This window comes from Streptomyces sp. GQ60, from assembly GCF_059758875.1.
This window is the reverse complement of record NZ_JCAXEG010000004.1, coordinates 347,935-369,818: the sequence shown is the minus strand read 5'-3', so window position 1 is coordinate 369,818 and position 21,884 is coordinate 347,935. Positions and strand designations below refer to the sequence as shown.

General features: G+C 71.1%; 16 protein-coding genes and 1 pseudogene. 9 read left to right on the top strand and 8 right to left on the bottom strand.

Annotation, left to right across the window (positions count from 1 at the left end; all coding sequences use genetic code 11):
* Positions 1-69: 69 nt before the first annotated feature.
* On the bottom strand, positions 70-651 hold the full coding sequence (locus AC6CKD_RS13125; protein WP_498327326.1) for a biotin transporter BioY: 582 nt from the start codon (positions 649-651) through the stop codon (positions 70-72).
* A 284-nt stretch (positions 652-935) separates the two neighbouring features.
* Between AC6CKD_RS13125 and AC6CKD_RS13120 the strand changes: the two genes are divergently transcribed.
* The 3 genes from AC6CKD_RS13120 to AC6CKD_RS13110 all read left to right on the top strand — a co-directional run bounded on the left by AC6CKD_RS13120 (position 936) and on the right by AC6CKD_RS13110 (position 4,731).
* Positions 936-2,333 carry an amino acid permease gene (locus AC6CKD_RS13120; protein WP_498327325.1) on the top strand — a complete coding sequence of 466 codons (1,398 nt, stop codon included), beginning with the start codon at positions 936-938 and terminating at the stop codon, positions 2,331-2,333.
* A gap of 144 nt (positions 2,334-2,477) precedes the next feature.
* Complete coding sequence (locus AC6CKD_RS13115; protein WP_498327324.1) at positions 2,478-3,893, top strand: amino acid permease; 1,416 nt, start codon at positions 2,478-2,480, stop codon at positions 3,891-3,893.
* A gap of 181 nt (positions 3,894-4,074) precedes the next feature.
* Positions 4,075-4,731 (top strand): superoxide dismutase, encoded by a 657-nt coding sequence (locus AC6CKD_RS13110; protein ID WP_498327322.1) that lies wholly within the window; start codon positions 4,075-4,077, stop codon positions 4,729-4,731.
* A gap of 38 nt (positions 4,732-4,769) precedes the next feature.
* On the opposite strand, the gene AC6CKD_RS13105 is transcribed toward AC6CKD_RS13110, so the two are convergent.
* Positions 4,770-5,486: a hypothetical protein gene (locus AC6CKD_RS13105; protein WP_498327321.1), complete on the bottom strand. Its 717-nt coding sequence runs from the start codon at positions 5,484-5,486 to the stop codon at positions 4,770-4,772.
* Positions 5,487-5,537: 51 nt separating this feature from the next.
* Entirely contained in the window at positions 5,538-6,185 is a 648-nt protein-coding gene (locus tag AC6CKD_RS13100) for a mycothiol-dependent nitroreductase Rv2466c family protein (protein WP_498327320.1), read from the bottom strand.
* Positions 6,186-6,295: 110 nt separating this feature from the next.
* Between AC6CKD_RS13100 and pepN (AC6CKD_RS13095) the strand changes: the two genes are divergently transcribed.
* The gene (gene pepN, locus AC6CKD_RS13095) at positions 6,296-8,851 is read left to right on the top strand and encodes an aminopeptidase N (RefSeq protein WP_498327318.1); all 2,556 of its coding nucleotides are present in this window, start codon (positions 6,296-6,298) and stop codon (positions 8,849-8,851) included.
* Between the two features lie 307 nt (positions 8,852-9,158).
* Positions 9,159-10,118: a putative endonuclease domain-containing protein gene (locus AC6CKD_RS13090; protein ID WP_498327317.1), complete on the top strand. Its 960-nt coding sequence runs from the start codon at positions 9,159-9,161 to the stop codon at positions 10,116-10,118.
* A gap of 20 nt (positions 10,119-10,138) precedes the next feature.
* Here AC6CKD_RS13090 and AC6CKD_RS13085 read toward each other — a convergent pair whose 3' ends face one another.
* A complete protein-coding gene (locus AC6CKD_RS13085; protein WP_498327316.1) occupies positions 10,139-11,044 on the bottom strand; it encodes a pyridoxamine 5'-phosphate oxidase family protein in 906 nt (301 codons plus the stop codon).
* On the bottom strand, positions 11,044-11,502 hold the full coding sequence (locus tag AC6CKD_RS13080; protein WP_498327315.1) for a VOC family protein: 459 nt from the start codon (positions 11,500-11,502) through the stop codon (positions 11,044-11,046). Before AC6CKD_RS13080 ends, AC6CKD_RS13085 begins: the two co-directional genes overlap by 1 nt.
* 120 nt (positions 11,503-11,622) lie before the next feature.
* On the opposite strand from AC6CKD_RS13080, the gene AC6CKD_RS13075 reads away from it, so the two are divergent.
* Both AC6CKD_RS13075 and AC6CKD_RS13070 read left to right on the top strand, forming a co-directional pair.
* Positions 11,623-12,183: a CGNR zinc finger domain-containing protein gene (locus tag AC6CKD_RS13075; protein ID WP_498327313.1), complete on the top strand. Its 561-nt coding sequence runs from the start codon at positions 11,623-11,625 to the stop codon at positions 12,181-12,183.
* Positions 12,184-12,456: 273 nt separating this feature from the next.
* Positions 12,457-15,774: a S8 family serine peptidase gene (locus AC6CKD_RS13070; protein WP_498327312.1), complete on the top strand. Its 3,318-nt coding sequence runs from the start codon at positions 12,457-12,459 to the stop codon at positions 15,772-15,774.
* Between the two features lie 76 nt (positions 15,775-15,850).
* Here the strand turns inward: AC6CKD_RS13070 and AC6CKD_RS13065 are convergent.
* Positions 15,851-17,134, bottom strand: a pseudogene (locus tag AC6CKD_RS13065) (M28 family metallopeptidase).
* A 252-nt stretch (positions 17,135-17,386) separates the two neighbouring features.
* Between AC6CKD_RS13065 and AC6CKD_RS13060 the strand changes: the two are divergent.
* On the top strand, positions 17,387-18,418 hold the full coding sequence (locus AC6CKD_RS13060; protein ID WP_498327311.1) for an aspartate-semialdehyde dehydrogenase: 1,032 nt from the start codon (positions 17,387-17,389) through the stop codon (positions 18,416-18,418).
* 58 nt (positions 18,419-18,476) lie between these two features.
* Here AC6CKD_RS13060 and AC6CKD_RS13055 read toward each other — a convergent pair whose 3' ends face one another.
* Complete coding sequence (locus AC6CKD_RS13055) at positions 18,477-18,803, bottom strand: type II toxin-antitoxin system PemK/MazF family toxin (RefSeq protein ID WP_498327309.1); 327 nt, start codon at positions 18,801-18,803, stop codon at positions 18,477-18,479.
* Positions 18,804-18,810: 7 nt separating this feature from the next.
* A complete protein-coding gene (locus AC6CKD_RS13050; RefSeq protein ID WP_498327307.1) occupies positions 18,811-19,041 on the bottom strand; it encodes a ribbon-helix-helix domain-containing protein in 231 nt (76 codons plus the stop codon).
* A gap of 150 nt (positions 19,042-19,191) precedes the next feature.
* Between AC6CKD_RS13050 and pepN (AC6CKD_RS13045) the strand changes: the two genes are divergently transcribed.
* Positions 19,192-21,762: an aminopeptidase N gene (gene pepN / locus AC6CKD_RS13045; RefSeq protein WP_498327306.1), complete on the top strand. Its 2,571-nt coding sequence runs from the start codon at positions 19,192-19,194 to the stop codon at positions 21,760-21,762.
* The last annotated feature ends 122 nt before the right edge of the window (positions 21,763-21,884 follow it).

Here is a 21,884-nt window from a genome sequence, read left to right as displayed (position 1 = left end):
ACCGTTCGAGACGACGGAAGCCCCGGACCGCACTGCGCGGTCCGGGGCTTCCGTGCGGGGTACGAGCGCTCACGCGCGGCCGAGGAGCTTCCAGGCGGCCGGCAGCAGGCCCATCGCCAGCGCCGCCTTGAGCGCGTCGCCGATCAGGAAGGGCGTCAGCCCCGCCGCGACGGCCGCGCCGAAGGACATCCCGGTGGACAGCGCGAGGTAGGGGACGCCGACGGCGTAGACGACCGCGGAGCCCAGCACCATCGTGCCCGCCGTACGCAGCACCGAGCGGTCGGCGCCGCGCCGCGCGAGGGCGCCCACGACGGTGGCGGCGAGCAGCATGCCGAGCACGTAGCCGAAGGAGGCCCCGCCCGCGCCGGAGGTGCCGCCCGCGAACCACGGCACACCGGCCGTCCCGACGAGGGCGTAGAGGGCCAGCGCGAGGAAGCCGCGGCGGGCCCCGAAGGCGGTACCGACCAAGAGGGCCGCGAAGGTCTGGCCGGTGACGGGGACCGGGGAGCCGGGGACGGGCACGGCGATCTGCGCGGCCAGACCGGTGAGCGCGGCTCCGCCGGCCACGAGCGCGATGTCGCGGACGCGGCTCGCGGGCAGCAGGTCGGCGAGGACGGCGCCGGGCCGGAAGGAGACGGAAGCAGTGCTCATCGGGGACTCCGCAGGAGGTGGGGTCGACAGGGACGATCACCGACGTTAGTCCCGGGTCCGGGGCCGCATCAGGGTGTCCCGGGACAAAGCCGCACTCCCCGGTTTGGTGGGGAGTACACAAAGACCCTGCCCGGCACCCGTGGCGCAGTGATCCGCATCACGGGCGACGACCGATGACACGTCCGTTTTGCGCGGATGGGCGCTCTCCGGAGAGACTGTAGGGTCCCTCCAACTGTCGCGGAGCCCCCACCGCCGCCAGGCCTTAGAGAGTACGAGCACTCCTCATGCGCGACCTCCCGTCCGCCCCTCCCGGCACCACGGACGAACTCCCACCGGAGCCCCTGAGCCACAGCCTCAAGCAGCGCCACCTGACCATGCTCGGCCTCGGCGGCGTGATCGGCGCCGGGCTGTTCGTCGGCTCCGGCGCCGGCATCACCATCGCCGGGCCCGCGATCATCTGCTCGTACCTGCTCGCGGGCGTCCTCGCGATGCTGGTGATGCGGGCGCTCGGCGAGATGTCGGCGGCGATGCCCGCCTCCGGCTCCTTCTCCGTTTACGCGGAGAAGGCCCTCGGCCGCTGGGCCGGCTTCTCGGCCGGCTGGCTGTACTGGTTCCTTCTGGTCGTGGTGCTGGCCGTGGAGGCGACCGCGGCGGCGAAGATCGCGAGCGGCTGGCTGCCCGCGGTGGACCAGTGGCTCTGGGTGCTCCTCTTCATGGTGGTCTTCACCGTGAGCAACCTGGCCGCCGTGCGGAACTTCGGCGAGTTCGAGTTCTGGTTCGCGGCCCTCAAGGTCGGCGCGATCGTGCTGTTCCTGATCCTCGGCACGCTCGCCGTCTTCGGCTTCCTGCCGGACACCGACCCGGTCGGCATGGCCAACCTGACCGGCCAGGGCGGCTTCTTCCCGAACGGCGCGAGCGGCGTGGTCGCCGGCATGCTGGCCGTGATCTTCGCCTTTGGCGGCCTGGAGGTCGTCACCATCGCGGCCGCCGAGTCGGACGACCCGGCCCGGTCCGTGTCCCGCGCGGTGCGCAGCGCCGTGTGGCGCATCCTCTTCTTCTACGTCGGCTCGATGCTGGTCATCGTGACCCTGCTGCCGTGGGACTCGCTGACGCCGGGCCAGAGCCCGTACGTGGCCGTCCTCGACTCGATCGGCATCGCGCACGCCGGCCAGATCATGGACGTCGTGATCTTCGTGGCCCTGCTGTCGGCGCTCAACGCGAACCTCTACGGGTCCTCGCGCATGGTGTTCTCGCTGGCGGAGCGGGGCGAGGCGCCGAAGTCCCTGCTGAAGGTGTCGGGCGGCGGGGTGCCGCGACGGGCGGTCTTCGCCTCGGTGGCCTTCGGGTTCGTCTCGGTGGTGCTGAACCTGCTGTGGCCGGACACCATCTTCCTCTACATGCTCAACGCGGTCGGCGCGGTGCTGCTCTTCGTGTGGGCCCTGATCGCGGTCTCGCAGCTGAAGCTGCGGGCGAAGATCGAGCGGGACATGCCCGAGCGGCTGACGCTGCCGATGTGGCTGTTCCCGTACGCGACGTGGGCGGCGCTGATCGGGATGGCCGCGGTGCTGGTCCTGATGCTGTTCGACGATTCGGCGCGGCCGCAGTTGCTGTGGTCCGCGGGGGCCGCGGCCGCGGTGCTGGTGGTGGCGTGGATCCGGGAGGTCCGGGCCAAGAGGCCCTGACCACACCAGGCGGCGGAAGGGGCCCGGGACTTCGGTCCCGGGCCCCCTTCTGTTCCGCGGGCGGACGATCACGTCGGGTGAAACGGGTGTCCGCATGCCGGACACGAGAAGTCCGATTATCGGACGGTAGGCACACTGGCCCGCATGAGCCAGAGCACCATCACACCTCCCGAGCAGCAGAGCCCCGCACAACCCGACGCGGGATCACCCCTCGGCAACGGACTCAAGCAGCGCCACCTCTCGATGATCGCCCTCGGCGGCGTCATCGGCGCGGGCCTCTTCGTCGGCTCCGGCGCCGGCATCGCGGCCGCCGGTCCCTCGATCGTGCTGGCGTACGCCGCTTCCGGGCTGCTCGTGATGTTCGTGATGCGGATGCTCGGCGAGATGTCCGCGGCGAACCCCTCCTCCGGCTCCTTCTCGGTGCACGCGGAGCGGGCCATCGGCCCGTGGGCGGGCTTCACCGCCGGCTGGATGTTCTGGACCCTGCTGTGCGTGGGCGTGGCCATCGAGGCCATCGGCGCGGCGCACATCATGACGGGCTGGTTCCCGGGCACCCCCTCGTGGATGTGGGTGCTGGTCTTCATGGCGATGTTCTGCGGCTCCAACCTGGCCGCCGTCTCCCACTTCGGCGAGTTCGAGTTCTGGTTCGCCGCCCTGAAGATCGGCGCGATCGGCCTCTTCCTGGGCCTGGGCGTGCTGGCCGTCCTGGGTCTGCTGCCCGGCAGCGGCTCCCCCGGCACCGCCAACCTGCTCCACGACGGCGGCTTCCTGCCCAACGGCGTGGACGGACTGCTGGTCGGCCTGCTCGCCTCCGTGGTCGCGTACGGCGGGCTGGAGACGGTGACCATCGCGGCCGCCGAGTCCGACAACCCGGTCCGGGGCGTCGCCAAGGCCGTGAAGACCACCATGTGGCGGATCGCGATCGTCTACATCGGCTCGATGCTGGTCATCGTTACCCTGCTGCCGTGGAACGACCCGGCGGTCACCGACGCGGGCCCGTACGCGGCCACCCTGGACCACTTGGGCATCCCGCACGCGGGCCAGGTCATGAACGTGGTCATCCTGATCGCCCTGCTGTCCGCGATGAACGCGAACATCTACGGTTCCTCCCGCATGGCCTACTCCCTGGTCTCCCGCGGCCAGGGCCCCAAGGCGCTGGGCAAGCTCTCCGGCCGGGTGCCGCGCCGGGCGGTGCTCGCCTCCTCCGGCTTCGGCTTCGTCACCGTGCTGCTGTCGTACTGGTACCCGGACACCCTCTTCGCCTGGCTGCTGAACATGGTCGGCGGCGTCATCCTCGTCGTCTGGGGCTTCATCGCCGTCTCGCAGTTCGTGCTGCGGCGCCGCACGGAGCGCGAGGCCCCCGAGAAGCTGGTCGTGAAGATGTGGGGCTTCCCCTACCTGACCTGGGTCGCACTGGCCGGACTCGCCGGGGTCCTGGTCCTGATGGCCATGGGCGACGACACCCGGATCCAGCTCGTCTTCACCGGCGGCCTGACCGCGGCCCTGGCCGCCACCGGCTACGTCCTCCAGCGCCGGGCGGCGGCGCGCGAGGCCGGCTAGGGCCTTGCGAACGGCGGCCCCGGGGCCGGGCTCATGCGATCGCATGGGCCCGGCCTTCCGCGTTCCTGGGGACCGGCAAGTGAGGTGACCCTTATGGGAGCCGATGAACAGATACTGCTAGCGTGCAGTTGCACATTGGTTGCAATAAGCGGTTGGCACGCCGAGGGGACCGGATACACGCATGGCCATTTACACGCTTCCTGAGCTTCCTTACGACTACGCGGCTCTCGAGCCGGTGATCAACCCGCAGATCATCGAGCTGCACCACGACAAGCACCACGCGGCCTACGTCGCGGGCGCCAACAACACACTGGAGCAGCTGGCGGAGGCGCGCGACAAGGAGAACTGGGGCGCGCTGAACGGCCTGGAGAAGAACCTGGCCTTCCATCTCTCCGGCCACATCCTGCACAGCATCTACTGGCACAACATGGCCAGCCCGAAGACCGGCGAGGGCGGCGGCGAGCCCACCGCGGCCGACGGCCTGGGCGAGCTGGCCGACGCGATCACCGAATCCTTCGGCTCCTTCGCCACGTTCAGGAAGCAGCTCACCTTCGCCTCCTCCGCGACGCAGGGCTCCGGCTGGGGCGTGCTCGCGTACGAGCCCGTCAGCGGCCGCCTGATCGTCGAGCAGATCTACGACCACCAGGGCAACGTCGGCGTGGCCAGCACCCCGGTGCTCGTGTTCGACGCCTGGGAGCACGCCTTCTACCTCCAGTACAAGAACCAGAAGGTGGACTTCATCGAGGCCATGTGGAACGTCGTCAACTGGCGCGACGTGGCCCGGCGCTACGCCGACGCCAAGGCGAACACCCCGCTGCTGATCCCCGCCAAGGGCTGATCAGCGCCACCGAGCCCGCCCGCCTCGTGATCGTCTTCTCAACCTTCACTCGCGGGCGTGTCCACCAGAAGACCCCCGCCAGGACGTGACTGGCGGGGGTCTTCTGCGCTTCCCGCGGCAGCCGCGGAGTCCACCAGCCCGTCCACCTCGCCGACCACCGCGAACTCCCGGGCCAGCCCGGTCTCGTGGAGCCGGGCGAAGGGGGTGAAGGGGATCCCGAACTCCGACTCCCCGCGGTCGAAGTTCCAGCTCTTGTACACCTGCAAGCGGTAGTCGCTCACCACGGAGCCGTCCTCGTGGACCCGTACCGTGCCGCTGATCCGGTACTGGGCCCCGCGCAGCGCCAGCCACCAGTCCGCGCTGCCCCCGTCGCGGGCGCGCCGGGTGATCAGCACCCCGCGCCAGCCGCTGTCCGCCGCGTACGCGCCGGGCTCGCCGAGCGCCCGCGCGGCCTCCCGCCACTCGGCCAGGCGCCGGTCCACGTCCTCCCGTACGGCGGGCACGGCGAGCAGCGCCCGCGCGTCGACCCGGTACGGGCGGCCCGTGCCCCGCAGGTAGTGGCGCAGGGTGCCGGCGGCCTGGCGGACCCCGAGGGCCGTCCACAGCGGGGGCACCGCTACGCAAGCTGCCCGCAGCACCCGGTCTCGGGGGCGTGCGGGCAGGCCGGCGTGCGCGGCGTTGCCGTTCGGTATCGCGGGCTCCGCCCGGCCGCCGCTGCGGCCGAGTGGTTCCTCCCGTGTCGGACCATTCCCCATAGGGGGACGTTAAGGGAGGAACCGGACCCCTGCTAGTCGAAGCCGGTCGGGCTAGTCGAAGATCGGGTCCTGGGTGCGGGTGCGCTTGATCTCGTAGAAGCCGGGGGTGGAGGCGACGAGCAGGGTGCCGTCCCAGAGGCGGGCCGCGGCCTCGCCGCGCGGGGCGGGGGTGACGACCGGGCCGAAGAACGCGACCTCGTCGCCGTCGGCGCCGGGCACGGAGATGACCGGGGTGCCGACCTCCTGGCCGACGCGGTTGATGCCGTCGTTGTGGGAGTCGCGCAGGACCTCGTCGTACTCGTCGGAGTCGGCGTAGTGGATCAGCTCGGCGGGCAGGCCCACCTCGTCCAGGGCCTCGGCGATCGCCTCGCGGGTCGGGCCGGTCCCGCCGTTGTGGAAGCGGGTGCCGAGCGCGGTGTACAGCTTGCCGGTGACCTCGTCGCCGAACTTCTGCTGGGCCGCGACGACCACGCGTACGGGGGCCCAGCCCTTGGGGCCGAGCAGTTCGCGGTAGACCTCGGGCAGTTCGTCGAGCTTGTTCTCGTTGAGGACCGCGAGGCTCATCACGTGCCAGCGGACCTCCACGTCACGGACCTTCTCGACCTCCAGCATCCAGCGGGACGTCATCCAGGCCCAGGGGCAGAGCGGGTCGAACCAGAAGTCGACAGGGGTCTTCTCGCGCACCTGGGTGTCAGCCATGTCTCTCCTCTTATCGGAACGTTCCTGCCTGCCCAACCGCTCCGTCCGCACATGCATTCCCCCGTGGGAGGATTCGGTCAGGTATCGCGATCACGCACGAAGGAGTGCACGTGCCCGGAGAGAATCTGTCCCGTGACGAGGCCCGCGAGCGGGCCGAGCTGCTGTCCGTCGACGGGTACGAGGTGGTCCTCGACTTGAGGTCCGCGGTGGACGAGGCCGAACCGGCCGACGGCCCCAGGACCTTCCGCTCGGTGACCACCGTCCGCTTCCGCGCCGCCGCTCCGGGAGCCGCGAGCTTCGCGGACCTCATCGCGCCCTCGGTGAACAGCGTGACCCTCAACGGCCGCGAGCTGGACCCGGCCGTCGTCTTCGACGGCGCGCGGATCGCCCTGGACGGACTCGCCGCCGAGAACGTGCTCGTGGTCGACGCCGACTGCGCGTACAGCCGGACCGGCGAGGGCATGCACCGCTTCGTGGACCCGGAGGACGGCGAGGTCTACCTCTACACCCAGTACGAGCCGGCCGACGCCCGGCGGGTGTACGCGAACTTCGAGCAGCCCGACCTCAAGGCCCCGTACCGCTTCGAGGTGACCGCGCCCGAGGGCTGGCAGGTCTGGAGCAACGGCGTCGAGGAGTCCCGCGAGGGGCAGACCCGGCGCTTCGCCGAGACCGCGCCGATCTCCACGTACATCACCTGCGTGGTGGCGGGGCCGTACCACTACGTCACGGACACCTACACGCGCGGGGACCTGACGATCCCGCTCGGCGCGATCTGCCGCAAGGGGCTGGCGAAGCACTTCGACGCGGACGACGTCTTCCTCGTCACGAAGCAGGGCTTCGACCTCTTCCACGAGATCTTCGACTACCCGTACCCCTTCGGGAAGTACGACCAGGCCTTCGTGCCGGAGTACAACCTGGGCGCCATGGAGAACCCGGGGATGGTGACCTTCCGGGAGGAGTACATCTTCCGCGGGAAGGTCACGCAGGCCTCGTACGAGCGGCGTTCGAACACCATCCTGCACGAGATGGCGCACATGTGGTTCGGCGACCTGGTCACCATGAAGTGGTGGGACGACCTGTGGCTGAAGGAGTCCTTCGCGGACTTCATGGGCTCGTTCGCGCTGGTCGAGGCCACCCGGTTCGACCAGGCGTGGGTCACCTTCGCCAACAGCCGCAAGGCGTGGGCCTACCGGGCCGACCAGCTCCCGTCCACCCACCCGGTCACGGCCGACATCCGCGACCTGGAGGACGCGAAGCTGAACTTCGACGGCATCACGTACGCCAAGGGCGCGGCGGTGCTCAAGCAGCTCGTGGCGTACGCGGGCCGGGACGCCTTCCTAGAGGGTGCGCGGCGCTACTTCAAGGCGAACGCCTACGGGAACACCACCCTGGACGACCTGCTGTCGGTGCTCGCGGAGGTGTCCGGGCGGGACATGGCCGAGTGGTCGCGGGCCTGGCTGCAGACGGCCGGCGTGAACGCGCTGACCCCGGTGGTGACCTGCGACGCGGGCGGCCGGGTGACCGAGCTGGCGGTGGTCCAGGACGGCGACGAGCTCAGGCCGCACCGGGTCGCGGTGGGCCTGTACCGGCTGGACCCGGACGGTGCGCTGGTCCGCTACGCGCGGGCCGAGGCGGACGTCGCGGGGCCCCGGACGGCCATCGCCGAACTGGCCGGGCAGGAGAAGCCGGCGCTGGTGCTCGTCAACGACGAGGACCTCACCTACTGCAAGATCCGCTTCGACGAGGCCTCGCTGGCCGCGCTGCGCTCGCACCTGGGCTCGGTGGCGGACCCGCTGAGCCGGGCGCTGTGCTGGTCGGCGCTGTGGAACCTGACGCGTGACGGGCTGATGCCGGCGCGGGACTTCGTCTCGCTCGTACTGGCCCACGCGGGCCGGGAGACGGACGTCGGCGTGCTCCAGATGCTGCACGCGCAGGCGCTGACCGCGGTCACCCACTACGCGGCGCCCGACTGGCGGGAGCAGGGCGGCAAGGTGCTGGCGGCGTGCGCGCTGCAGGAACTGCGGTTCGCGGAGCCGGGGTCGGAGCACCAGCTCACCTGGGCCCGCTTCTTCGCGGCGGGCGCGGCGACCGAGGGCGACTTCCAGCTGCTGCTGGGGCTGCTGGAGGGATCGGCGCGGATCGACGGGCTGGACGTGGACCAGGAGCTGCGCTGGGACTTCCTGCTGCCGCTGGCCGCGCACGGGGCGATCGGCGAGGAGGTCCTCGCGGCGGAACTGGCGCGGGACGACACGGCGTCGGGCAAGCGGCACCAGGTGCGGTGCCTGGCGGCGCGGCCGTCGGCGGCGGTCAAGGACCAGGCGTGGGCCGCGGTGGTGGAGTCGGACGCGCTGTCGAACGCGCTGGTCGAGGCGACGATCGCGGGGATGCAGCAGTCTTCGCAGCGGGGGCTGTTGGCGCCGTACGCGGAGCCCTACTTCGCCGTGATCGAGCGGATCTGGGCCGAGCGGTCGATCCAGATCGGCATGGACGTGGTCCGGGGCCTGTACCCGTCGCTCCAGGACTCCCGGGCGACCCTGGACGCCACCGACGCGTGGCTGGCGGCGCACGAATCGGCTGCGCCCGCGCTGCGGCGGCTGGTCCTGGAGTCCCGTGACGACCTGGCCCGTGCGCTGCGGGCGCAGGCCTGCGACGTGGCGGCGGGCTGACCCTGCGGGGCTGTCCCCTACCCACCCTTCCGCCGTTCCCCGGGCTCCGCCCGGACCTGCGCCTCAAACGCCGGCGGGGCTGGATCTGGCCGACGTCGGCCTGCACGTGAACGTCGGCGGGGCTGGAAAATCCAGCCCCGCCGGCGTTTGGGGCGCGGGGTCTGGGGCGGAGCCCCGGGAAACGGGGCCGGACCGGCGCACTCCATCGGCACTCGAACGTCCGTACTTTAGCCCCGTCTTGTCCCGATTTGCCGACGGATGTGTAACAGGGGTTAGCGAGGCCATGGCCTGAGGGAATCTCAGCGTCATGAACCACAACGCACCCCTCCCCCTCGCCCACCTCACCGACAACCGCCCCCGCGTGCTGTCGCTGGCCCAGCTCCGGGAGCACGGGGTCACCGCCTCCGACGCCGCCGAGCGGGCCTGGCAGCAGATCCTGCCCGGGGTCTTCCTGCTCCACTCCGGGGCCGCGACCAGCGAGGAGCGGCTGCACGCGGCGCTCCTCTACGCGGGGCGCCGCGGGGACGAGGTCATGATCACCGGGCTGGCGGCCCTCGCGCTGTACCGGTTCTCCTCCGCCCCCGCCCTGCTCGGCCTCCCCCAGATCGACGTGCTCGTCCCGAACACCCGCCGGCTGCGCTCCGCCGGACAGGTCCGCATCGTCCGCACGCACACCCCGCCCCGGCCGGAGGAGGTCACCGGGCTGCCCGTCGCCCCCGTGGCCCGGGCCGTCGCCGACGCCGTCGCCCACCTCTCCGACGCCGGCACGGTCCGCCGCCTGCTCAGCGAAGCCGTCCGCGGCGGACACTGTGAACCGGGTGCCGTGGTGCGGGAGCTGACGGTGGCCCGGCTGCTGAACCGCCCGCACGTGGTGGACGCGGTCGAGTCGCTGCTCGCCGAGGGCCGGGCCATCGCCGAGGACCGGCTGTACCAGCTCGTACGGGGCTTCGAGCTCCCCGAGCCCGTCTGGAACGTGGACCTGCGGCTGCCCGGCGGCCCGCACCTGGGCGGGGTCGACGCGTACTGGCCGGAGCAGGCCGTCGCCGTGGAGATCGACACCCGGGCCCCGCGCCAGGGCGAGGACGAGCAGTGGTCGGAGTCGGTCCGCAAGCGGGAGACCCTGGAGCGGTGCGGGATCACCGTCCTGCACATCACCCCGCGCAAGCTCCGCGACTGGCCCGAGCAGCAGGCGGCCGTCGTACGGACCGCCCTGACGGCGTCCGCCGACCGCGAGCCCGCCGCCTACCTCGTCGTCCTGCCCCGGTGAGGGATCTGCCACCGGGGCGCCTACCCCGCAGGCCGCCAAGGCGGCGCGGGCAGCCCCGGGTTGGCCGGCGAGTACTCCGGGGCGCTCCACCGCAGCCGTCCCGGGTGCACGCTCTCCACGACCGACTCGATCCGGAACCGGACCCGCCGCTCCCCGCCCGCCCCGAACTCGGGCTCCGCCCGGCCGCTGAGCTGGAGCAGCCCCCCGCCCTCCCAGTCCGGGAACAGCAGCCCGGCCCGCGGGTCCGCCAGCAGGTTCCCCAGCGTCAGGAACATCGCGTTGCCCGCGTAGTCCGGCCAGGCCAGTTCGGTCGGGGACAGCACCTCGACGAAGCCCGGCATGCCGCCCCGGTGGCTCGCGTCGGCCCCGTCCGCCCCCGCGGAGGTGGCGACGAAGAAGGTGTCGGCGGCGCGGACGGCCCGTTCCTGGTCGGGGGTGAGCGCGTCCCCGCGCCGCACGACGCCGGCTCCTTCGGCGACGAGCTGGACAGGCTGCCGCTTCTGGAGGTACTTGGGGCAGTTGGCGAAGACCCGTTCGGCCGTCAGCGCGAACCCGCCGGGTGTCACCTCCAGGGTCCCGCCCAACCGCATCCGGCGCCGGGTGCGCGGATCGAGGGAGATGGTCCCGACCCGGGTGCCGGCGGTGGCCAGCGCCCCGGCGAGCGGATCTCCGTCGGGGATCCCTCCCTTGACCGCGATCCGGTCCGGCCCGGTCGCCCGTACGAAGCCGGGGGCGCCGGTCAGCAGTGAGGCCCAGAAGAGGCCTCCGGAATCGGCCGCGCCGACGACCAGGTGCGGCTGCAGCCCCAGGAAGGCCGCGGCCACGTTCTTGATGTGCGGGGTGATGGACTGGCCCACGTGCACGGCGTGCTCGCGGACGCCGACCCGCTCCTGGATGGCCAGTGAGCCCCAGTGGTACCCGGACATTAGAAGAACCCGCAGGTAGGTGCCCCTGCGACGGGAGCCTCGGCGCCCTCGGCGCCGCTCGGCACGGAGATCTCCAGCCGGGTCCCGTCGGGGTCGTGGAAGAAGATCCCGCCCGAAGCCGCCCCCTCGCCGTGGGCGACGACCCCCTCGTAGGCGAAGTCGACGCCCAGGCCGCGCAGCCGCTCCTCGTACTCCCTGACCTCCTCGATGGCGTCCGCGGCGAGCGCGAGGTGGTGCAGTCCGGCCGCGCCGGGTGCGTAGGCCCCCTCGGCCTGCTGCCACAGGGCGAGCACGAGCTCGCCGTCCCGGCCGAGCAGGGCGAAGCGCCGATCCTCTTCCTTGCCCTCGGCGAGCAGCTCGAAGCCGAGGGCGTCCCGGTAGAAGTCGAGCGATCGGGCGAGATCCGTGACGTTCAGGCCCACGTGGCCGGTGCGCAGCTTGCTGATGACGGTCGTCACAACGGTTCCTTCCCCAGAACTGTTCAATTTCTAACCTTCTAAATTGAGATTAGGGGTTAGAGGGCGAGGAGTCAACCGCTCACGTACTCTTGAGGGGTTAGTGGCCACGAGGAGGCGGACATGACGACGGCGGACCCACGACCCCTGACCGGGGAACCGGTGGCCCTGGACCTGCTGAACACCCGCTGGGTTCAGGAGGGAGAATCCCTCGACCTCTTCGCGGGGGCCTTCGGGCTCACCCGCGTCGAAGGGCTCGCGCTCTGGCTGGAGAGCGCCGGGCTGGCCGGCCGCTTCCGCGCCGACGCCTCGACCCTGGTCCACCTGCTCACCGCCCGCGAGGCACTGGCCCGCGCGGTCGCGGACCCCACCGACGAGAGCGCCCGCACCCTGGTCGACGCCGTCCTGGAGCACGGGCGCATCCGGGCTACCCTGACCGCCGAGGGGCCCGGCGAGCGGACCGAGTTCGACGACCCGACCTGGGGTCCGGCCTGGACGGCCGCCCGCGACTACCTGGAGCTGCTGGGCTCCGACCCCGGCCGCATCCGCAAGTGCGCTTCCGAGACCTGCGTGCTGCGCTTCCACGACACCTCGCGCAACGGCACCCGGCGCTGGTGCTCGATGTCGGCCTGCGGAAACCGGGCGAAAGCCTCCCGCCATTACGCGCGCACGCGCGAGCGCTGAACGCCAGAAAGTTGTCACACCCGATCTGAGACCGGGGCCCGCCCCGCCCCTGACACGCGGTCGGGAAGTCTACAAATCCACGTTCAACCCCGAAGGTTCGCACCGGTTCGTTCCGGTACGGGCCTTCTGGCGTATGTCCCGAGCTGGCGGGAGTCCGCCACGGAAGGTATCGGTCCGTGACAACTCTCCCCAAAGAGCTGTCACTTACGCGAGGCTGACCGGTCATCCGGCACCGAAATCCGGACCGTACCTTTCACTTAGCCAGGGATGCTGATGACCCTCGACTCCCCCAGCTCAATACCCGCGACCCGACGCGCCGTGCGCGTCGCGGCCGCGGCCGGCCTGGTGGCCGCCCTCGTGGCCACCGGCGCCATGCCCGTCTTCGCGGCCACCGGCACCGATACCCCCACCGCAAACCCCGCGGTCAAGTCTGCCGACCAGAAGCTCGGTTCGGCCGACGCCGAACTGCTCCAGGAAGCCAAGACCAAGGGCGAGAAGACCGTCACGGTCATGGTCGCGACGGCCCCCGGCGAGACCCAGCAGGTGGCCAAGCAGCTCGACGACGTCCAGGGCGCCTCGGTGGGCCGGACGTACGACAAGCTCGGTTACGTGCGCGCCACCCTGCCGACCGACAAGGCCGACGCCGCGCTGAAGGCGGCCGCCAAGCTGTCCTCCGTGCACGGCATCGACCTGCGGCACGAGATCCAGCTCCCGGACCCCCGTCCGGACGCGGACCGCGAGACGGGGACGGTGAAGCGGACCGCCGCCGAGGCCTATCCCGCGCCGGACAAGAACACCCCGGCGAAGAACCCGTACAACCCGGTCTTCGAGACCGGAACGCTGGACTTCCTCAAGGCGAACCCGAAGGCCGACGGCCGCGGGGTGACCATCGGCATCATGGACTCGGGCGTCGACCTCGGCCACCCGGCGCTCCAGAAGACCACCACCGGCGAGCGCAAGATCGTCGACTGGGTCACCGCGACCGACCCGATCACCGACAGCGACGCCACCTGGCGCGCGCAGATCACCCCGGTCGCCGGCGGCACCTTCACCGCGGGCGGCGGGAGCTGGAAGGCTCCGGAGGGCTCGTTCCAGTGGAGCCGCTTCACCGAGTCGATCACCGCCAACGGTGACATGAAGGGCGACGTCAACCGGGACGGGGACACCACCGACCGGTTCGGCCTGCTCTACGACCCGGTCGCCGGGACCGTCCGCGTCGACACCGACCAGGACAACGACTTCACGAACAACGAGCCGATGAAGCCGTACAAGGACGGCTACCAGATCGGCTACTTCGGCACGGACAACCCGGCGACCGAGGTCGCCGAGCGCATCCCGTTCGTGATCGAGATCCGCAAGGACGTCCCGATGGACCCGCTGGGCGGTGACTGGGTCGGCAAGAAGGCCGACTTCGTCAACGTCGGCATCATCGAGGGCACGCACGGCACGCACGTCGCCGGCATCACCGCCGCCAACGGCCTCTTCGGCGGCGCGATGAACGGCCAGGCGCCCGGCGCCAAGCTCGTCTCCTCGCGCGCCTGCTCCTGGTCCGGCGGCTGCACCAACATCGCGCTGACCGAGGGCATGATCGACCTCGTCGTCAACCGCGGCGTGGACATCGTCAACATGTCGATCGGCGGCCTGCCGGCCCTGAACGACGGCAACAACGCGCGCTCCGAGCTCTACAAGAACCTCATCGACACCTACGGTGTCCAGCTCGTCATCTCGGCGGGCAACGAGGGCCCCGGCATCAACACCATCGGCGACCCGAGTCTCGCGGACAAGGTCGTCTCCGTGGGTGCGGCGGTCTCCAAGGAGACCTGGGCGGCCAACTACGGCTCCGGCGTGGCCAAGAAGTACAACATGTTCCCCTTCTCCTCCCGCGGTCCGCGTGAGGACGGCGGCTTCACGCCGACCATCACGGCCCCCGGTGCCGCCATCAACACCGCGCAGACCTGGATCCCGGGCGCACCGGTGAAGGAGGCCGGCTACACCCTGCCGGCCGGCTACGCGATGCTCCAGGGAACCTCGATGTCCTCGCCGCAGGCGGCGGGCGCCAGCGCCCTGCTGATCTCGGCCGCCAAGCAGCAGAAGGTCGCCCTCACCCCGGCGGCCCTGCGCATCGCGCTCACCAGCAGCGCGAAGAAGATCGAGGACGTTCCGGCGCACGCCCAGGGCGCGGGCCTGATCAACGTCCCCGGCGCGTGGGAGTCCATCCAGCGCGGCGCGAAGGCCAACGAGTTCACCGTCAAGGCCCCGGTCGACACCGCGATCGACCAGTTCCTGAAGGTCCCGGGCTTCGGCACCGGCGTCTACGACCGCGAGGGCGGCCTGAAGGTCGGCCAGAAGAAGGTCTACGACGTCGTCGTCACCCGCACCACGGGCGTCAAGTACGGCACCCCGCACGAGCTGAGCTGGCGCAACAACGACGGCACGTTCAAGGTCATCGGCGGCTACGACTACGTCACCCTGCCGCTGAACAAGCCGGTCACCATCAAGGTCCAGGCCATCGCCAAGACGGCCGGCGTCCACAGCGGCATCCTGCAGCTCGACGACCCCTCCACCGAGGGCATCGACAAGCAGATCCTCTCCACGGTCGTCGTCTCGGCCCCGCTGGCGAAGCCCTCGTACAGCATCTCGGACACGTCCTCCGTGCAGCGCAACAGCCACAAGTCGTACTTCGTGACCGTCCCGGCGGGCGCGAAGACCCTCGAGGTCTCCCTCGGCGGAATCGCGGCCGGCAGCCAGACGCGCTTCATCTCGATCCACCCGTACGGCGTGGGCGTCGAGGACAGCGCGACGACCCAGTGCTACCCGAACTACGACAACCCGGCCAACCAGTGCCGCCCCGACCTGCGTTCGTACCCGAACCCGCAGCCGGGCGTCTGGGAGATCGAGGTCGAGTCGCGCCGTACGTCGGCGCTGCTCGACAACCCGTTCAAGCTGGACGTCTCCGTGCTCGGCGCGGCCTTCGACCCCGCGGTCAAGGTCCTGCCCGAGGTCAAGCAGGGCACCCCGGCGCCGGTCCAGTGGACCGTGAAGAACGAGGGGGCCGCCATCACCGGCGGCAAGCTCCAGGGTGGTCCGCTCGGCTCGGCGAAGGTCGCCAAGCCGACCATCGCCAACGGTGAGACCCACACCACCGAGGTCACGATCGGCGAGGGCGTCTCCCGCCTCGACATCGCGATCGGCAAGGTCTCCGACACCGGAGCCGACCTCGACCTGGACGTGTACAAGGACGGCATCAAGGTCGGCTCCTCCGCCGACGGCGACTCCGAGGAGGCCGTGAGCCTCGTCAACCCGGCCGCGGGCACCTACACCATCGAGGTGTTCGGCTACGCGGTCCCGTCCGGCTCCACCACGTACGACTACCGCGACGTCTACTTCTCGGCCGCCCTGGGCACCGTCCAGGTCGACGAGGCCGCCGCGGTCAACCTCGCCAACGGCGCCTCGGCGACCGTCTCCGCGAACGTGCTGGTCAACAGCGCGGCTCCGGAAGGCCGCCAGTTCTTCGGCGAGGCCAAGCTGCTCAACGCCCGCGGCACCGCCGCCGGCACCGGCAGCGTGCAGATCGAGAAGGTCCTGCCGTAACCCGGTAGGAGCCTGAAAACAGCGGGGGCGGTGCTCGTCAGAGCACCGCCCCTCCTGTTTCCCCCTCCGGTGCGGGCTACTTCCCCAGCGAGCCCAGGTCCTGCGCGTACGTGCCCACCGCGTGGGCGATCACGCCCAGGTTGGTGTCGAAGGCCTTCAGGTCGATGTTCTTCAGGGTGTCCCCCGCCCCGTGGTAGTTCGGGTCGTACGGGGCCCCGGCCGTGCCGCCGTACCGCGCCGCCTGCTCGGGCGTCTTGATGCCCTCGGCTCCGGTGAAGGTGCCGCCGGCCGGGATGCCGTTCGCGATGAACGGCCCGTAGTCGGAGCGGCCGTCGAAGTCGCTTCCCTCGTGCGGCGTGCCCTTCCGGTCGAGGAAGCCGTTGATCAGCGCCTCGATCTGCACCGAGCCGGCCGGGCCGGCGCCCTCGTCCACCTTGTCCGAGTCGTCTCCGTCGTAGACGAACTGCACCGGGTTCGGCGAGGCGATCATGTCGAAGTTCAGGTAGAGCGCGATGTCCTTCGTCTGCCGCTCCGACAACCGCGCCACGTAGTGCCCGGACCCCAGCAGGCCGAGCTCCTCCGCCGACCACCAGGCGAAGCGGACCTTGTGGGCGGTCCGCTTGCCCTTGCCCTTCTTGTTGGCGCCCTCCTCCGCGAGCTTGAGGGCCACCTCCAGCAGGCCGGCCGAGCCGGACCCGTTGTCGTTGATGCCCGGGCCCTCGGGGACCGAGTCCAGGTGGGCGCCGACCGTGACCACGCGGTCGGCGCGGCCGCCCCGGGTCTCGGCGACCACGTTGCGCGTCGTCTTCCTGACGTGCTCCTGGTCGAGCTCCAGCCGGACGTTCACCTCGCCCTTCGCCGCGGCGGCGGTGAGCGCCTCCCCGTCGGCGAGGGTGAGCCCGGCGCTCGGGATGATCCCCTCGGCGGGCGAGGAGAACGTGCCGCGCACCGGGGCGGTTCCGCTGTGGTTGTAGACGAGCACCGCGAGCGCGCCCGGTGAAGGCGCCTGCCGCGTAGTCGGCCGCGTCACAGCCGGGACTCTCGTCGACCCGGGCGAGGGCGATCGGGGCGGTTACCCGGCCTTCTTCAGCGTGTCGTGGACGTAGGCGGCGGAGGCCGCGTGGCCGGGCGTGCCGGCGGCGCGGTTGCCGCCGTTGGCGTCGGCGATCTGCTGGAACTTCGCCAGGTGGCGGTAGGCGCCGCGGGCGGTGACCTCCTCCACCAGCTCCCGGGCCAGGCGGCCGTCGCGCGGGTGGGCGGCGGCCGGCGCGGCGGCCGGCAGGACGGGTGCGGCGACGGCGGCGGCCGCGAGGGCGGCGAGCGCCGGTATGGACCGGCGGCGGTGGCGGATGGCGCGCACGGTGGATCTCCCCGAGTTCGAAGTGCGGAACGCCCGTCCGAATTGCGGACGGGACAGATTGGACCGTAACCGGCTTCGACCAGGCGAAACGCGGGGCGGGAGGCGGTGCAACACGGCTGCCACGGAGTTGTCACGGGGGTTCACACGGAGAACACCGTCCGCTCCTCGGACAATGGATTGGACAAGGCTCGTGGGGTCGAACGCATGATGGCTTCACGCGCGCCCGCGTCGTACGTACCAAGAGGAGTCACCGTGAGGGTCGGAATCGTCGGAGCCACCGGACAGGTCGGCGGAGTCATGCGCGGCATCCTGGCCGAGCGCAAGTTCCCGGTGGACGAGCTGCGGCTGTTCGCCTCGGCCCGTTCGGCCGGCTCCACCCTCGAATGGGAGGGCCGCGAGATCACCATCGAGGACGCCTCCACGGCCGACTACTCCGGCCTGGACATCGTGCTCTTCTCCGCGGGCGGCGCCACCTCCAAGGCCCTCGCCGAGAAGGTCGCCTCGCAGGGCGCCGTCGTGATCGACAACTCCTCCGCCTGGCGCCGCGACCCGGAGGTCCCCCTCGTCGTCTCCGAGGTCAACCCGCACGCCATCAAGAACCGCCCCAAGGGCATCATCGCGAACCCGAACTGCACCACGATGGCCGCGATGCCGGTGCTGCGTCCGCTGCACGACGAGGCCGGCCTGACCGCGCTGATCGCCACCACCTACCAGGCCGTGTCCGGCTCGGGCCTGGCGGGCGTCGCCGAGCTCAAGGGCCAGGCCTGCGCGGTCTCCGAGGCCGCCGACCAGCTGACCTTCGACGGCGACGCGGTGGAGTTCCCGGCGCCTGCCGTCTACAAGCGGCCCATCGCCTACAACGTGATCCCGCTCGCGGGCTCGATCGTCGACGACGGCTCCTTCGAGACCGACGAGGAGCAGAAGCTCCGCAACGAGTCCCGCAAGATCCTGGAGATCCCGGAGCTCAAGGTCTCGGGCACCTGCGTGCGCGTCCCGGTCTTCGCCGGCCACTCCCTCCAGGTCAACGTCCGCTTCGACCGTCCGCTGAGCGTCGAGCGCGCCTACGAGCTGCTGAAGGACGCCCCGGGCGTCGAGCTCTCGGAGATCCCGACCCCGCTGCAGGCCGCCGGCAAGGACGCCTCGTACGTGGGCCGCATCCGGGTCGACGAGACCACCGAGAACGGCCTCGCGCTGTTCCTCTCGAACGACAACCTCCGCAAGGGCGCCGCGCTGAACGCGGTCCAGATCGCGGAGCTGGTCGCGGAGGAGCTGCGCCAGGGCTGACGCCGGTCGCGCGCACGTGTGGGGGCGGCACCGTGACGGTGCCGCCCCTCCGGCGCGTCTAGAGCGCCAGGTGGCGCCGTAGCGCCGCGTCGATCTCCACCATCCGCTGGCGGGGAACCGAACCGACACGCTGGAGGACGCGTTCCGGCGAGACCGCGCGAACCTGCTCGCACTGGACCTTGGAGTCCTTGGGAAGGCTCGTTTCCTCCCCACGAAGGAACACCTGGAAGGTGAGCACCCGCGCCGTGTTCGATGTGAGCGGCACGACCGTCACAACGCCGCGGCCGTTGCGGGCCACTGACTCGTTGGCCGGATTGCTGGAGACGATCACAGCAGGCCTGACCTTGTTCGCCTCACTACCGCGCGCCGGCTCCAAGTCGACCATGAAGATGTCACCACGCCTCATCGGTGATCCCATCCCCTGATGTCCGGTCCCAGAGCTTCGCATCCTCACTCGCGTCCCATTCCGCGAACGCCTCCGTGTACTCGGCCTCCAGGTCGGCAGCCCTCAGTAGGTCGATGGCAGCGTGTATCACCGCCGACCGGGACTCGGCCTCGGTTCTCGACGCATACTCATCGACGAAGCTGACATCCTCCTGCGGCAGGCTCACACTAATCTTCATACCCTGATGCTACCGAGGTATGACCCTTCGCGCCACCGAGAGACCCAGGCCCGTCGGCACCCTCGCGTTCGCCCGTGGATTACTCCGCCGCAGTGGCCCGCCCCGCGTGGAAGGATGGGCCGGAACGTCACCATCGAAGGAGATGACCGCGTGCCAGGCACGAATCTGACCCGTGAAGAGGCTCAGCAGCGCGCAAAGCTGCTCAGTGTCGACTCGTACGAGATCGAGCTCGATCTCAGCGGCGCGCAGGAGGGGGGCACGTACCCCTCCGTGACCACCGTGCGCTTCCAGTCCGCCGAGGCCGGCGCCGAGACCTTCATCGACCTGGTCGCCCCGGCCGTGCACGAGGTCGTCCTCAACGGCAAGTCCCTCGACGTGGCCGCCGTGTTCCGGGACTCCCGGATCGCGCTCGCGCACCTGGCCGCCGGGGCCAACGAGCTCCGCGTCGTCGCCGACTGCGCGTACACCAACACCGGTGAGGGTCTGCACCGCTTCGTCGACCCGGTCGACGAGCAGGCGTACCTGTACACCCAGTTCGAGGTCCCGGACGCGCGCCGCGTGTTCGCGAGCTTCGAGCAGCCCGACCTGAAGGCGACGTTCCGGTTCACCGTGACGGCCCCCGCGGGCTGGACGGTCATCTCGAACTCCCCGACGCCTGCCGCTCCCGCCGACAACGTCTGGCGCTTCGAGCCCACCCCGCGCATCTCCACGTACATCACGGCCCTGATCGTCGGCCCGTACCACGCGGTGCACAGCTCCTACGAGGGCCCGGACGGGCAGTCCGTGCCGCTCGGCATCTACTGCCGTCCCTCGCTCGCCGAGTTCCTCGACGCCGACGAGATCTTCGCCGTGACCCGGCAGGGCTTCACCTGGTTCCAGGAGAAGTTCGCGTACGACTACCCCTTCGCGAAGTACGACCAGCTCTTCGTGCCGGAGTTCAACGCGGGCGCGATGGAGAACGCGGGCGCGGTCACCATCCGCGACCAGTACGTCTTCCGCTCGAAGGTGACGGACGCGGCGTACGAGACGCGCGCCGAGACGATCCTGCACGAGCTCGCGCACATGTGGTTCGGCGACCTGGTCACCATGGAGTGGTGGAACGACCTGTGGCTGAACGAGTCGTTCGCCACCTACACCTCCATCGCCTGCCAGGCGTACGCGGAGGGCTCGAAGTGGCCGCACGCCTGGACCTCCTTCGCCAACTCCATGAAGACCTGGGCGTACCGGCAGGACCAGCTGCCCTCCACGCACCCGATCATGGCCGACATCCGTGACCTGGACGACGTCCTGGTCAACTTCGACGGCATCACGTACGCCAAGGGCGCCTCGGTCCTCAAGCAGCTCGTGGCCTACGTCGGCCAGGACGCCTTCTTCAAGGGTGTGCAGGCGTACTTCAAGGCGCACGCCTTCGGCAACACGCGCCTGTCGGACCTGCTGGGCGCCCTGGAGGAGACCTCCGGCCGCGACCTGACCGCCTGGTCGAAGGCGTGGCTGGAGACGGCCGGCATCAACATCCTGCGCCCGGAGATCGAGACGGACGAGAACGGCGCCATCACCGCCTTCGCCGTCCGCCAGGAGGCCCCGGCGCTGCCGGCCGGTGCCAAGGGCGAGCCGGTCCTGCGCCCGCACCGCATCGCGGTCGGCCTGTACGACCTCGCCGACGGAAAGCTGGTGCGCGGCGAGCGGATCGAGCTGGACATCGACGGCGGCCTGACGGCCGTACCGGAGCTGATCGGCCGGACCCGTCCGGCCGTGGTCCTGCTGAACGACGACGACCTGTCCTACGCGAAGGTCCGCCTGGACGAGGTCTCCCTCGCCAACGTCACCGCGCACCTGGGCGACTTCACCGAGTCGCTGCCGCGCGCGCTGTGCTGGGCCTCGGCCTGGGACATGACCCGCGACGGCGAGCTGGCCACCCGCGACTACCTCGCCCTCGTCCTGTCGGGCATCGGCAAGGAGTCGGACATCGGCGTCGTCCAGTCGCTGCACCGCCAGGTGAAGCTGGCCGTGGACCTGTACGCCGACCCGGCCTGGCGCGACCAGGGCCTGGCCACCTGGACGGAGGCCGCGCTGGAGCACCTGCGCGCGGCCGAGCCGGGCAGCGACCACCAGCTGGCGTGGGCCCGCGCCTTCGCGGCGACGGCCCGCACCGAGGAGCAGCTGACCTACCTCTCGGCACTGCTGGACGGCTCGGCGGAGGTCAAGGGCCTGGCCGTGGACACCGAGCTGCGATGGGCGTTCCTGGAGCGCCTGGTCGCCACCGGGGTCGCCGACGAGGCGGCCATCGCGGCCGAGCTGGAGCGGGACAAGACCGCGGCGGGCGAGCGGCACGCGGCGACCGCCCGGGCGGCGCGGCCGACGGCGGAGGCCAAGGCCGAGGCGTGGGCCTCGGTCGTCGAGGGCGACTCGCTCCCGAACGCGGTGCAGGAGGCGGTGATCGGCGGCTTCGTCCAGACCGACCAGCGCGAGCTCCTCGCCCCGTACACGGCGAAGTACTTCGCCGCGGTCAAGGAGGTCTGGGAGACCCGGAGCCACGAGATCGCCCAGCAGATCGCGGTGGGGCTGTACCCGTCCCTCCAGGTCTCCGCGGAGACCCTCGCGGCGACGGACGCCTGGCTGGCCTCGGCCGAGCCGAACGCGGCGCTGCGCCGCCTGGTCTCGGAGTCCCGCGCGGGCGTCGAGCGCGCGCTGACCGCCCAGGCGGCCGACGCCCGGGCGTAAGCGGCTCGCGCCACTGCCGGGGCTCCGCCCCGAACCCCGCGCCTCACACGCCGGCGGGGCTGAGACGTGCCGCTGCGCGGCAGCTTTTCAGCCCGCCCGGCGTGTGAGGGCACGTGCGCGCA